Raw genomic sequence first — 13,472 nt, 5'->3', positions numbered from 1 at the left:
CTTCCCAGGCCGGATACGCGCAGCGATATCCGGCATTTTCCCCGGCGGCGCGGAGCTTGCCGGGGCTACTTCTGAGGACTCCTGCCATGCCTGATAGCCATCGCGTTTACAGCTACTCCGCCGTTCTGATGGGCTCGCCCATCCTCCTGAAACTCTTCTCCCATGACGAAGCCCTCGCGTCCCGCGTGTTTCGTCTGATCAAACAGTACGAAGATCTGCTCACCGTTAACCGCGCGCACTCGCAGGTGATGGACATTAACCATGCGGCGGGCCAGCATCCGGTCACCGTCAGTCGGCCGGTGTTTGATCTGATCCGCTGTGCAAAAGCGGCAAGCTTGCTCAAGGACAGCGCCTTTAATCTGGCGATCGGTCCCCTGGTGAAGCGCTGGAAGATTGGCTTTCAGGGGGACAGCGTTCCGCCTGCCGATGAAATCGCGTCGCTGCTGGCGATAACCTGGCCCGAGGATGTTCTCCTTGATGAGGCCAGCAGCAGCGTGTTTCTGACCAGAGCGGGGATGCAGATCGATCTGGGGGCGATTGCCAAAGGCTATATCGCCGACCGGGTGCGGGATTACCTGCATAAAGAGGGCGCGGAGCTGGGGCTGATTAACCTCGGCGGCAACATTCAGACGTTAGGCTCGCCGGAAGGGGGCTGGAGCGTCGGGCTGAAAAAACCGTTCGCCGGAGATGCGCTGATCGGCACGATGATCGTTGAGAACGTGTCCGTCGTCACGTCGGGAACGTACGAGCGCTATTTTGAACAAGACGGCAAACGCTATCACCACATTCTTGATCCGCGCACCGGATACCCGCTCGATAACGAACTGGACAGCGTGACCATCATTTCCAAAGATTCCATCGACGGCGATATCTGGACCACGCTGATGTACGGCATGGGCGTGGAGAAGGGCTGTGCCGCGCTGCGTGCGCGCCCCGACATTGAGGCCATCTTTGTGACCAAAACAAAAGAAGTGGTGTTCTCTTCAGCACACCACTTCCGCTTTACCCTGCTGGATGATACCTACCGCGTTACTGACAGTATTGCTTGAGCAGGCCCGTTTGCTCCGGCTGGAGACGGTAGCGATACACCGGACGCCCGGTGGCGCCGTAGTGAATGCTGGTGAACAGAATATTGATTTGCGCCAGCCAGATCAGGTATTTGCGGCAGGACACGCGGGAAATATTGACCGCGTTTGCCAGATCGTCGGTGGAAAACTCCGTCTCCGGGTGAGCGTCAATCCACTGGCAAATCGTGCGCAGCGTTTGCGGCGTTAACCCTTTCGGCAGCTTTTTGCTGTCCGCCAGTTCCGGCGCCCCGCCGTGGATCAGCCGGTCGACGTCCGCCTGCTCGTAATACTGGTGCGACCCCATCAGGCTGTGCTTTGCCTTCCAGCCGTTCAGCGCCTCTTCAAAGCGTGGGAACTGGAACGGCTTTATCAGATAATCCACCACGCCGTAATGGATGGAGGTCTGGATCGTCGCGGCGTCGGCGGCCGAGGAGATCATGATCACGTCGATTGGGCGGCCGGATGCGCGAATCACGGGCAGCAGATCCAGCCCGTTATCCTGCTGCATATAGACATCCAGCAGCACCAGATCGACGGGCTGGCTGGGGTTATTAATGATGGCCTCGGCCTGGCTTAGCGTGGAGGCGACGCCGCAGCAGCTAAAGCCTTCAACACGGTTGACATACAGACGGTTGAGGTCGGCTACCATGGCGTCATCATCGACAATTAACACATTTATCACGCGATTTTCCTCTCGCTATCCCAGGGGATGTGAACAAAAAATTGGGTAAATACGCCGGGCTCAGACTCGACGGAGATATCGCCGCCAAGGTTCTGAATCTGCTGGCGAGCAAGGAACAGCCCAACGCCGCGGTTTTCACCTTTTGTTGAGAAGCCCTTTGTAAAAATAGACTCCAGCTGAGTGGGATCAATGCCGGGGCCATCGTCGCTGACTTCACAGCTGAGCCAGCCATTCTGATAATGCAGCAGCAGGCCGATCTCGCCCTCCTGCTGTCCTTCCATCGCGTCGAGCGCGTTTTCAATGAGGTTGCCCAGCGCGGTGATCAGCACCGCGACCTGCTCTTCACTTGCGGTATCCGGTATCTGGCTTTCATCCGCCAGCGTCAGGGTGACGCCCGCTTCTTTCGCCCGGTTAATTTTACCCAGCAGGAACCCGGCAACCACCGGGGATTTTACCTTGCTCTGTATCGTACCGATATCCGTCTGGTAATGATGTGCCGTCTGGAGAATGTACTCTTCCAGCTTGTCGTAGCGCTTAATATTCAGCAGACCGAGTATCACATGCAGTTTATTCATAAACTCGTGGGTGTGGGCGCGCAGGGCATCGACGTAGTTAACCATGCCGTCCAGACGCTGCATCAGCTGGCTGACTTCCGTTTTATCACGGAAGGTGGTGATGGCGCCGATCACCCGATCCTGACTTTTCACGGGGACCATGTTGCACAGCAATAGCCGACCGTTGCAGCTAATCTCCTGATCCTGGCGTGCGACGCCGGTCTTCGAAACGTCACGCAGGCTGGCCAGCAGGGGCGCGCTGGTGTTTTCGGTCTGCTTGCCGGAGGGGAGAAGCAATATTTCTCTGGCGGTCTGATTAATCATCGTCACGCGCCCGTGTATATCAACGGCCAGAACACCCTCGCGAAGCGATTGCAGCATCGCCTGGCGCTGTTCGAACAGGGCGGAGATTTCGTAGGGTTCGAGCCCGAACAGAATGCGCTTCAAAACTCGCACCAGACCCCAAATCGCCATAGAACTCATAAAAATACTGAACAAAATGGTCCAGACGGCGTTGAGCCGCCCGCGAGCGATCTGCTCTTCAACCTTATTCAGGGAGATTCCGACGACCACCACGCCAATCTGCTCGTGCTGGGCGTCGTAGACGGGCGTAAAAACGCGCAGCGCTTCGGCGAGCGCGCCCCGGTTAACCGATACGTTCTCTTTGCCTTCCAGCGCGGGCGTTAAATCGTCACCGATAAAATGCAGCCCGAGCAGCGCCTCATTCGGATGAGAGTAGCGGATCCCGCGCATATCAGTGACCACGGTGAACAGCAGATCGTTTCGCTTCGTCACCGCCTGGGCGATGGGCTGAATAATGTTCTCCTGCGGTGCCTGCATGAGGCCGCGCTGGATCTCGGGGCTGTCGGCGAGGGTGCGGGCAATGCCGAGCGCGGTGTCTTTGACATCATCGCGCGTTGCGCGGGTGATCTGCACCGAATAGAGCGCAAAAACCACCAGCAGAACTGAACCGATAATCGCGCACACCATCAGCGTGACCAGCGTATTGAGTTTCATGGGGCGCTTGCGCGTCGGAAGGAAAGGCTGCAAATCGCTCATCAACACTCCGCGATGATTAAGTAAGAGGGTAATTATCGCCGATGACGCACTTTTCTTAAAGCCATGTAAAAGCGTGGATTTGGTCCTCTTTTCGTGACCCTCCTCGCAGGTCATCTATATAAAACACTTTATAGTGTGTGGGTACTCATAATAAGGAGGCTGTTTATGAGCATTATGCTTACCGGTTCGGTCAAGGAAAGACGGCACGCCAGCACGATGAATATCGATAGATTGTCCACGCTGGACATGCTGAAAGTCATTCACCAGGATGATGCACTCATTTCTGCTGCTATCACCCCTTGTTTACAGACGATTGCCCGTGCGGTGGATAACGCTGCCGCGACCCTCAATCACGGTGGTCGCCTGGTCATTGTCGGGGCGGGGCCGTCTGGCCGTGTCGCGCAACAGGTTGCCGATGACTATGCGCCGGGCAAAACCCCTGTGATGGCCGTAACGGCACAAGAGGGGGAAGGGAGCTACGAGCGCGGCGTTTCCGACCTGCAGGCCATTAAATTTGGTGAACACGATATGATGCTGGCCGTGACCGTCAGCGGAAAAACGCCGTGGGTCTGGGGAGCGATGCGGCATGCATGGTCGCTGGGTTCGCCGGTCGCCGTGATTACCGGTGATGCGCAAAGTGAAGCCGCGCAGCTGGCGAGTATGGTTATAGCCCCCGAACTGGGTGCCGATGTGGTGGCCGGCTACCTCAACACCAAAGCGGGGATCGCGCAAAAAATGATCCTCTCGATGATCGCTACTGGGCTGGCCGTTCGAACCGGGCGCGTATACAGCAACCTGCGGGTGGATCTTGAGGCAAGCAACACCAAATGGGCCGAACGTCAAATCGCCATTGTAATGGAAGCGGGGGGATGCTCCCGGGCGGAGGCAAAAGCGGCGCTGGAGAGCTGTAACCATCACTGTAAAACAGCGGTATTGATGGTGCTGACAGGGCTGGATGCGTGGAAAGCTCATGAGCTGCTGGTGCAGAATAACGGGTTTATCCGCGTGGCGCTGCAGGAAGCGCCGTAATACGTACCGTTAAGAAATAAAAAAGGCCGCAGATGCGGCCTTTGATATTTTAGAGGTTAGAACTGGTAGGTCATGCCCACACCAACGATGTCGTCGGTGGAAATACCGTATGCGTCATACAGCGCTTCATCGTTGTCCAGCATGTTGATTTTATAATCAACATAAGTGGAGAAGTTTTTGTTGAAGCTGTAGGTCATGCCCAGGTCGATGTAGTTAACCAGATCCTGATTGAATCCTTTACCGTCCAGATCTTTACCTTTTGAGTAAACCCATGCCAGGGAAGGACGCAGACCGAAGTCGAACTGGTACTGTGCAACCGCTTCAAAGTTCTGAGTCTGGTTGGCGATACCAACGTTGCCGATTGGCGTCATGTTGCGGGTTTCCGCATACATCATCGCCAGGTAAACGCTGTTTGCGTCGTATTTCGCGCCAACGGTCCAGGCTTCAGCTTTTTCGCCACCCGCAAAACCGATGCTTTCTGCGGCTTTGCCGTAGGCAACCTGATCGTTGGTACGGTCAGAAGAAGAGTACGCCGCACCCAGGCTCAGGCCGGACAGATCGCCAGAGAAGTCATAGGAGGTGGACATACCGAAGCCGTCGCCGTTCTGGAAGCGTACGTCTTTATGACCGTTTTTAGTGCCTTCCTGATCTTCGTTAGCGTTAGCACCTTCGTTAGCACCCTGATACTGCAGCGCAAAGTTCAGGCCATCAACCAGACCAAAGAAATCATTATTACGATAGGTCGCAACACTGTTGGTACGGCCAACCATAAAGTTATCAGTCCAGGTGTAGGAATCACCGCCAAATACAGGCAGCATATCGGTCCACGCTTCAACGTCGTACACGACGCCGTAATTACGGCCATAATCAAATGAACCGTATTCGCCAAATTTCAGGCCAGCGTATGCCAGACGGTTAAAGGATTTATCACCCGCGCCTTCGGTATCGTTAGCGTAGGTTTTATATTCCCACTGGCCGTAACCGGTCAGGTCGTTAGTGATCTGGGTTTCGCCTTTGAAACCAATCTGTACATAGGTTTCATCGCCGTCGTCGCCAGGATTGTCAGAGAAGGTATGACGCGCATCAACCTTACCGTACAGGTCAACTTTATTGCCGTCTTTGTTGTACATTTCAGCCGCATTTGCTGCGCCTGCCATTAATAATGCGGGTACAAGAATTGCCAGAACTTTTCTTTCATTATATATTCCCTTTAAAGATAATTTATATGAATATATGTAATTACCCTCCGTAATTACAGGGTTGATACTATTCCAGGAGATGTGATTTAGTTTCAAAAATAAATGTAATAAAATTCGATGAAATATTTCAAATTATTTCTATAAATCTCTTTATTTTTCCGATGAATTAATTAATTGAATTTATAAGGTGTAATTATTATTAAATATTTCGCATTTCTATTTTTTAATTTATTTAATTTGGCTGTGTTATAATTCATCCTCTTTTTAACAACAGGACATGACGATGGAACTGGCCCGGTGGCAGCATGGCTTTGAGCGCTGGCTCAAGGAAAATCATCAGAACGACGATACCGCACATGATATTTCGCATTTTCGACGGGTCTGGATGACGGCGCAAAAAATCATGGTTCACCACGCGGTCGAGCCGCGGGTGATTCTGGCCGCATGCTATTTTCACGATATTGTCAGCCTGCCGAAAAATCATCCCGAACGCAGTCAGTCGTCAAGGCTCGCCGCGCGTAAGACGAGCGACATTCTGCGACGCGACTTTCCGGACTTTCCGCCAGAGCATATTGCCGCCGTCGCGCACGCGATTGAGGCGCACAGCTTTAGCGCCGAAATCGCGCCGCAGAGTATGGAAGCCAAAATAGTGCAGGACGCTGACCGGCTGGAAGCGTTAGGTGCTATCGGCCTGGCGCGCGTTTTTGCCGTCTCGGGCGCGCTGGGCGTGCCGCTATTTGACGCGGACGATCCCTTTGCCGATGCGCGCCCTCTCGACGATAGGGCATTTGCCCTCGACCATTTTCAGACCAAGCTGCTGCGTTTGCCTGATACAATGCAGACGGAAATGGGCCGCGAACTGGCACGTCACAATGCCGATTTCCTGATCCAGTTTATGGCGAAACTCAGCGCCGAATTACACGGCGACTGCCTCGGGCTGGATAGCCAGGTGCTGAGCCGCTTCCGTCGCAGTTTGCGCAACTGAACTGTGGTAATCTGTTCCCAGTCTTTACTCTCCGGTTAAAAGAATGCAGGAAAATCGAGCAGTGAAAGAGCCCGCGCCCGCGCAGGCTGAGAAATCAACGGCAACGGTGCAGGCCTTACTGCGCCAGCTGTTGGATATCTATGATGCTAAAACGCTGGCCAGTCTGCTGGTGGCGCACGGCGAAAGCCACTGGAGCCCGGCGATCCTTAAACGTCTGCTGTCCAGCGAGCGAGCAGGGCGTCGCCTGAGTGAAGGCGAGTTTCGTTATCTGCAAAACCTGCTTCCGCGACCTTCTGCCGCGCACCCGAACTATGCCTTCCGGTTTATCGATCTGTTTGCCGGTATCGGCGGTATTCGGCACGGTTTTGAAGCTATCGGCGGACAGTGCGTATTTACCAGCGAGTGGAACAAGCACGCCGTGCGTACCTATAAGGCCAACTGGTACTGCGACCCGCACGAGCATCATTTCAACGCCGATATTCGCGATGTCACCCTGAGCCATAAAAGCGGCGTGAGCGATGAGCAGGCCGCCGAGCATATTCGTCAGACGATCCCCGCGCATGACGTGCTGCTGGCCGGCTTCCCGTGCCAGCCTTTTTCGCTGGCCGGCGTCTCCAAGAAGAATGCCCTCGGACGCGCCCACGGTTTCGCCTGCGATACGCAGGGAACGCTGTTTTTTGACGTGGCGCGCATTATTGACGCCCGTCGTCCGGCCATTTTTGTACTGGAAAACGTCAAAAACTTAAAAAGCCACGACGGCGGGAGAACCTTCCGCATTATCATGCAAACGCTGGATGAGTTGGGTTATGACGTGGCCGATTCAGAGGACATGGGCGCGGACGATCCTAAAATCATTGATGGGAAACATTTCCTGCCCCAGCATCGCGAACGTATAGTGCTGGTGGGCTTCCGCCGCGATCTCAATCTGAAAGGGGATTTCACCCTGCGGGATATTCCTTCTCTGTATCCCGAGCGCCGTCCTACCGTGGCCGACCTGCTGGAACCGGTCGTCGACGCGAAATTTATCCTGACCCCGGTGCTGTGGAAATACCTTTACCGCTATGCCAAGAAGCATCAGGCGAAAGGCAACGGCTTCGGTTTTGGGATGGTCAACCCGAACGATCCGCACAGCGTCACCCGTACGCTGTCTGCTCGCTACTATAAAGACGGTGCGGAAATCCTGATCGACAGAGGCTGGGATAAAGCGCTGGGTGAAAAAGATTTCGACGATCCGCACAATCAGCGTCATCGCCCACGGCGCTTAACGCCGCGGGAATGCGCCCGGTTGATGGGCTTTGAAACGCCGCAAGGCTACGGTTTCCGCATTCCGGTTTCAGACACCCAGGCGTACCGCCAGTTTGGTAACTCGGTCGTCGTTCCCGCGTTTGCGGCTGTCGCAAAACTGCTGGCTCCGCGCATCAGACAGGCGGTGGCGCTACGCCAGAGTGAGGCCGTCAATGACGGACGTTCACGATAAGGCCACGCGCAGTAAAAACATGCGTGCCATCGGCACGCGTGACACCGCCATTGAAAAGCGCCTGGCCGCGCTGCTGACGCAGGCAGGGTTTGACTTTCGCGTGCAGGAGCCCGCCCTGGCGGGTCGTCCCGATTTCGTCATCGAGGCCTGGCAGTGCATCATCTTTACTCACGGCTGCTTCTGGCACCATCACGACTGCTACCTGTTTAAAGTCCCCGCGACGCGCACCGATTTCTGGCTGGATAAGATTGGTAAAAACGTCGAGCGTGACAAACGGGATCTCTCAATGCTTATTGAGCAGGGCTGGCGGGTGCTGATCGTCTGGGAGTGTGCGCTGAGAGGCAGACTAAAGCTGAACGATACCGATCTGCGCGAACGGCTGGAAGAGTGGATCTGCGGCGGCGGTCAGACCGCGCAGATCGACACGCAGGGTATTCACCTGCTTACGGTTTCTCCACCTCACAAGGCGTGACCACCGGTTTTGCCGGCAGCAGATATTTGCCCAGCGTGACCAGCACGACAGCAAACACGATGATCCCTAAAGCAATCCATTCCACAGGTGAAAGCGTTTCTCCTCCCAGTCCTGTCCCGAGCAGCACGGCCACGACCGGGTTAACGTAGGCGTAGCTGGTGGCGACCGCCGGGGAGACGTTGCGGATCAGGAACATATAGGCGTTAATGGCGATGATAGAGCCAAACAGCGCCAGGTAGCCCACCGCGAGAAAGCCCGACAGGTCCGGCAGCGCGGTCAGCTTTTCTCCCGTCAGGGTGGAGGCCAGAAGCAGGACAATCCCCGCGGCGAGCATCTCAATCGCACCGGCCATCATGCCGGTCGGCAGTTCGATACGCGACCCGTAGACGGAGCCGAACGCCCAGCTCATCGAGCCGATCAGGATAATCACCGCGCCCCACGGATTCCCGCTCAGGTTGCCGCCGCTGTTGAGCAGAACAATGCCGGCCAGCCCAATCCCAATCCCCAGCCATTCCAGCTTGCGGGTGCGGATGCCGAAAAGACGGCTGAAGCAGAGGGTAAACAGCGGTACGGTGGCAACGACCACGGCGGCGATCCCGGACGGGACGTTCTGGTGCTCGGCAATCGTCACAAACCCGTTCCCCACTGCCAGCAGCAGCAGGCCGATCAGGGCGGCATTCAGCATCGGGCGCAGCGGGGGAAGCTTATGCCCGCGCAGCATCAGGAAGGCCAGCAGCAGGATACCCGCCGAAAGGAAGCGGATGCCCGCCATCATCAGCGGCGGCCAGCTTTCCACGCCGATGCGAATGACAAAGTAGGTTGAGCCCCAGATGATGTACAGCGAAAAGAGTGCCCCGATGAGCGGTAGCAATTGCCGGAAACGCATAATCCCTCACGTCGAAATAAAAAGGTCGCTGATAGTAAACGCGAAAACTATCGCGCTGGCGAGCCCTTTAATTGTGTAGCTGATGTGAATTTTTTGTTGACGTAAGGTGCCTGTTTCCGGGTTTGCGCTTTTGCTCCATACTATTCACTTAATTACCAAAAAATGAAGGATTAAGATTTTGGCAGGAAGTAGCTTATTAACATTGCTGGATGATATAGCCACCCTACTGGACGACATTTCAGTGATGGGGAAACTGGCGGCGAAGAAAACCGCAGGCGTGCTGGGCGATGATTTATCGCTTAACGCGCAGCAGGTGAGTGGGGTGAGGGCAAACCGTGAACTGCCGGTGGTGTGGGGCGTGGCGAAAGGTTCCTTCCTGAATAAGGTGATCCTGGTGCCGCTGGCGCTGCTGATCAGCGCCTTTATCCCCTGGGCCATCACGCCGTTACTGATGATCGGTGGGGCATTTCTCTGCTTCGAGGGCGTGGAGAAGGTGCTGCACTCCTTTAGCGCGCGCAAGCAGAGCGATACGCCGGAGGTGCGCCAGCAGCGTCTTGAAGCGCTGGCCGCGCAGGATCCGAAAACCTTCGAGCGCGATAAGGTCAAAGGCGCCATTCGTACCGACTTTATTCTGTCTGCAGAAATCGTCGCGATTACGCTGGGCATTGTCTCTGACGCGCCGCTCCTGAATCAGGTCCTGATCCTCTCCGGCATCGCGATTCTGGTCACCGTGGGCGTGTACGGTCTGGTGGGACTGATCGTCAAGCTGGACGATATTGGCTACTGGCTGGAAGAAAAGTCGAGCGCGGTGGCAAGAGGCATCGGCAAAAGCCTGCTGGTGCTGGCGCCCTGGCTGATGAAGAGCTTGTCGGTGGTGGGAACGCTGGCGATGTTCCTCGTAGGCGGCGGAATTGTGGTTCACGGCATTGCGCCGCTGCACCATGCCATCGAACATTTCTCCTCCACGCAGGGGGCCGTTATCGCGGCGATTCTGCCCACGCTGCTGAACCTGGTGCTGGGCTTTATCATTGGCGCTATCGTCGTTGCGGCGGTGAAGCTGGTTGAGAAAATTCGCGGCACGTCGCACTAATTGTTACCGTCGGCAGGATGCAAAAAGACCATTCCTCGTCTAAATTGAAACAGTTTCACCCTGATACAGGAGGCAGGTATGGTCTTTTTGGTCAGTGATGAAGTTAAGCCTAAAAAGGGCGGCCCACGTATGATCGTCACCGGGTATTCCAGCGGAATGGTGGAATGCCGGTGGCACGATGGCTATAGCATCAAGCGGGAAGCATTCCGTGAAGATGAGCTTCAGCCGGGGGACGGGCAGCACAAACGGGACAAGGCTTAATCACATAACGCCCGGCTTTGCCGGGCGTTTTTATCTCAGGTTTCGGGTATAGAGCAGTAATCAGGGAGTGTGTGTGCAGCGCGATACCTTTGTTGTAAGACAAACTTTTTTGCAATGGCTGCATAAGCGTAGCAATCCGGGGCGGATTGTTAATCTCTGTTTTCTGATCGTTCTGGTGTTTTCCACGCTCCTGACCTGGCGTGAGGTGGTGGTGCTGGAAGAGGCGTACATCTCCAGCCAGCGCAATCATCTGGATACGGTGGCCAGTTCGCTGGACAGGCAGTTACAGAACAGCGTCGACAGGATGCTGTTATTCCGCCAGGGCATGCATGATGCAATCGAGACGCCGCTGGCCTTTGATGTCCTACAGGACGCGGTGTCACGCTTTAACACCGTCCGCATGCTCCCCACCTGGCAGCTCGCCGTTGATAAAAAGCGCACCCTTCCCATCAACGGGGTCTCGGATGCGTTCGTGGATAAAACCACGCTTCTGAATCGGGACGCTGAGCGCATCAGTCATGAAATTTCTGCCGCGCTCGAAGTGGGGTATCTGCTCAGGCTGGCGTCATCGAGAGCGCAAACGGAAGCGCGGGTGATCTACGTCTCCCGCGCCGGATTTTTCCTTTCCACGGATACGCCGGATCGGGCGGGTGATATTACCGCCCGCTATTATAATCTGGTCACGCAGTCCTGGTTTACCCAGCAGTCAGAGCGTAACAACCGCGCCCGCGCCGTGCGCTGGTTTATCTCCACGCCTTCATCCTGGACCGGGGATGAACGCACGATCACCGCCAGCGTTCCCATCTATTTCGATCATTACTGGTACGGCGTCGTGGCGATGGATTTTACATTAGACACGATGCAGCGTTTGCTGACCGACGCGACGGAAGACCGGACGGAGGGGGAGTATCAGCTGTACGATACCCGGCTTAATATGATTGCCACCTCGGCCCACGCGGGAAGTCCGGTTAACCAGTTTGACGAACGCGAAACGGCGCAGATTGCCCAGGCGATTGAGCATGATACCGGCGGCGGTATCCGCCTCGGGAGCCGGTTTATCACCTGGGAGCGGCTCGATCATTTCGATGGCGTCGTCCTGCGGATCCACACCCTGCACGAAGGGGTGCAGGACGACTTCGGCAGTATCAGCATTGTGCTGGCGCTGCTGTGGGCGCTCTTTACCGCCATGCTGTTGATCTCGTGGCTGGTGATCCGTCGGATGGTGAGTAACATGTATACGCTTCAGCACTCGCTACAGTGGCAGGCCTGGCACGATCCGCTGACCCGATTGAATAATCGCGGCGCGCTGTTCGATCGAGCAAAATTGCTGGCGGAAACCTGTCGTCAGCAGTCTCTGCCGTTCTCGGTGATTCAGATCGATCTCGACTATTTTAAAAACATCAACGACCGTTTCGGCCATCAGGCCGGTGATAAGGTGCTTTCCCATACGGCAGGCGTGATTGCCAGCGCGTTACGCAAGAATGACGTGGCCGGACGCGTCGGTGGCGAAGAGTTTTGTGTGGTCCTTCCCGGTCTTGGTCTGGAGGAGGCGAGAGGCGTCGCCGAACGCATTCGTTGCCGAATCAACAGTAAGGAGATCCTGGTGAAGAAGAGCACAACCCTGCACATCAGCGCGTCACTGGGCGTCAGCAGCGCGGATGAAACGTGCAATTACGATTTTGAACAGCTGCAGTCCGTGGCGGACGCCCGGCTGTATCAGGCCAAGCAGAGCGGGCGTAACCGGGTTGTGTGGCGGGATCAGGACAGGAAATGATCCAGCCCCTCCTGCCAGCCCGCAGGCCCGGGCTGTTGGGTGTGATAGACCCGCGCGGGGTTATCGTCCCGTAGCGTGATGCCCTGGCGGTTAATCCCCTTGATCACCACCGCGAAGTCCATGCTGTCGAGCAGCGGCGCATCGTTGGGACCGTCGCCGAGCCCTAGCGTGGTGGGTTCAATGTCTTCCTGCTCGCGATACCGTTCAATCAGCCAGTTAACCGCCACGTCTTTACCGCAGCGAGCGTCCAGAATATGCCAGAAGCGCGCCCCCTGCAGGCATTGCAGGCCGCTGTGCGCCAGTTCCTCTTCAAACTGAAGCAAGTTCTCGTCGGTATCGCGCCAGATCAGCGTGACGGAGGCTTCGTGCTTGCGGGCAAGCGTCGAACGGTAGCGCGTCAGTCCGGTCCACTCGCTAATAACGTGCTCATCCACATCGTCAAAGGTGGTGAATTTAAAGCCCGTCTGCAGGCGAATCTGCTCGATCCGCGGACGAATATCCCGGTGCGTCATCCCTCTAATCTGACGCTGGATAGTGTCCCAGCGCACGTCAGGCTGAATCACCGCGCCGTTCTCGGCAATAAACGGCAGGCCTTCCAGCCCCAGATCCTGCTGAATATCCAGCATCTCTAACGCGGTTTTGCTGCTGCAGAGAATGATCGGAATCTGGTTATCCTGCAGCCTGTCCAGCCAGGGCATGGCGGGTTGCCAGTCATAGGTATGAATATCCAGCAACGAGCCATCTAGGTCGGAAAAAATCAGCAAGGTATCCCGCAGTGAAGGCATAGTGACTCCCGGTGACGGATGCGTTTCTCTCTAAGAAAATTCCTAAAAAATATCCGAATTGTTAACCGGAGAAATGAGAGTATTCCCTGACAAACCCGCATTCGGCGTATGTTATTGCTCATAACCAAAAGCATTATGTTAAAAATATTATA

13 protein-coding genes are annotated in these 13,472 nt (G+C 55.8%); 8 read left to right on the top strand and 5 right to left on the bottom strand.

The window, feature by feature from the left end; genetic code table 11:
- Positions 1–86: 86 nt before the first annotated feature.
- Entirely contained in the window at positions 87–1,049 is a 963-nt protein-coding gene (locus ACOTXI_RS05805; RefSeq protein ID WP_058653999.1) for an FAD:protein FMN transferase, read from the top strand.
- On the opposite strand, the gene dcuR is transcribed toward ACOTXI_RS05805, so the two are convergent.
- Both dcuR and ACOTXI_RS05795 read right to left on the bottom strand, forming a co-directional pair.
- Positions 1,030–1,749 carry a two-component system response regulator DcuR gene (gene dcuR / locus ACOTXI_RS05800; protein ID WP_008500296.1) on the bottom strand — a complete coding sequence of 240 codons (720 nt, stop codon included), beginning with the start codon at positions 1,747–1,749 and terminating at the stop codon, positions 1,030–1,032. The genes ACOTXI_RS05805 and dcuR overlap by 20 nt on opposite strands.
- A complete protein-coding gene (locus tag ACOTXI_RS05795; RefSeq protein ID WP_023293867.1) occupies positions 1,746–3,362 on the bottom strand; it encodes a sensor histidine kinase in 1,617 nt (538 codons plus the stop codon). The genes dcuR and ACOTXI_RS05795 overlap by 4 nt, the downstream gene beginning before the upstream one ends.
- A gap of 165 nt (positions 3,363–3,527) precedes the next feature.
- Here ACOTXI_RS05795 and ACOTXI_RS05790 point away from each other — a divergent pair, with 165 nt between their 5' ends.
- Positions 3,528–4,391 (top strand): N-acetylmuramic acid 6-phosphate etherase, encoded by an 864-nt coding sequence (locus ACOTXI_RS05790; RefSeq protein WP_025913340.1) that lies wholly within the window; start codon positions 3,528–3,530, stop codon positions 4,389–4,391.
- 56 nt (positions 4,392–4,447) lie between these two features.
- Here the strand turns inward: ACOTXI_RS05790 and ompC are convergent, their stop codons facing one another.
- Positions 4,448–5,596, bottom strand: coding sequence for a porin OmpC (gene ompC / locus ACOTXI_RS05785; RefSeq protein ID WP_421633925.1), 1,149 nt, complete (start codon positions 5,594–5,596; stop codon positions 4,448–4,450).
- A gap of 277 nt (positions 5,597–5,873) precedes the next feature.
- Here ompC and ACOTXI_RS05780 point away from each other — a divergent pair, with 277 nt between their 5' ends.
- From ACOTXI_RS05780 to ACOTXI_RS05770, 3 genes are all read left to right on the top strand, one after another.
- Entirely contained in the window at positions 5,874–6,575 is a 702-nt protein-coding gene (locus ACOTXI_RS05780; protein WP_021241395.1) for a phosphohydrolase, read from the top strand.
- Positions 6,576–6,636: 61 nt separating this feature from the next.
- Positions 6,637–8,052: a DNA cytosine methyltransferase gene (locus tag ACOTXI_RS05775; RefSeq protein ID WP_058654001.1), complete on the top strand. Its 1,416-nt coding sequence runs from the start codon at positions 6,637–6,639 to the stop codon at positions 8,050–8,052.
- On the top strand, positions 8,033–8,524 hold the full coding sequence (locus tag ACOTXI_RS05770; RefSeq protein WP_103786726.1) for a very short patch repair endonuclease: 492 nt from the start codon (positions 8,033–8,035) through the stop codon (positions 8,522–8,524). Before ACOTXI_RS05775 ends, ACOTXI_RS05770 begins: the two co-directional genes overlap by 20 nt.
- Here the strand turns inward: ACOTXI_RS05770 and yedA are convergent.
- On the bottom strand, positions 8,496–9,410 hold the full coding sequence (gene yedA, locus ACOTXI_RS05765) for a drug/metabolite exporter YedA (RefSeq protein WP_021241392.1): 915 nt from the start codon (positions 9,408–9,410) through the stop codon (positions 8,496–8,498). The genes ACOTXI_RS05770 and yedA overlap by 29 nt on opposite strands.
- Positions 9,411–9,588: 178 nt before the next feature.
- Here yedA and ACOTXI_RS05760 point away from each other — a divergent pair, with 178 nt between their 5' ends.
- From ACOTXI_RS05760 to dgcQ, 3 genes are all read left to right on the top strand, one after another.
- Positions 9,589–10,500, top strand: coding sequence for a DUF808 domain-containing protein (locus tag ACOTXI_RS05760; protein WP_008500306.1), 912 nt, complete (start codon positions 9,589–9,591; stop codon positions 10,498–10,500).
- 78 nt (positions 10,501–10,578) lie between these two features.
- Complete coding sequence (locus ACOTXI_RS05755) at positions 10,579–10,761, top strand: YodC family protein (RefSeq protein WP_008500307.1); 183 nt, start codon at positions 10,579–10,581, stop codon at positions 10,759–10,761.
- 73 nt (positions 10,762–10,834) lie between these two features.
- The gene (dgcQ, locus tag ACOTXI_RS05750; protein ID WP_058654003.1) at positions 10,835–12,535 is read left to right on the top strand and encodes a cellulose biosynthesis regulator diguanylate cyclase DgcQ; all 1,701 of its coding nucleotides are present in this window, start codon (positions 10,835–10,837) and stop codon (positions 12,533–12,535) included.
- Here dgcQ and ACOTXI_RS05745 read toward each other — a convergent pair.
- Positions 12,520–13,320 (bottom strand): mannosyl-3-phosphoglycerate phosphatase-related protein, encoded by an 801-nt coding sequence (locus ACOTXI_RS05745; RefSeq protein ID WP_058654004.1) that lies wholly within the window; start codon positions 13,318–13,320, stop codon positions 12,520–12,522. The genes dgcQ and ACOTXI_RS05745 overlap by 16 nt on opposite strands.
- Between the last annotated feature and the right edge of the window lie 152 nt (positions 13,321–13,472).

The organism is Enterobacter cloacae complex sp. BZL2005 (assembly GCF_049238885.1).
Taxonomy (GTDB): Bacteria; Pseudomonadota; Gammaproteobacteria; order Enterobacterales; family Enterobacteriaceae; genus Enterobacter; species Enterobacter roggenkampii.
This window is presented reverse-complemented; position numbering and strand designations above follow the sequence as displayed.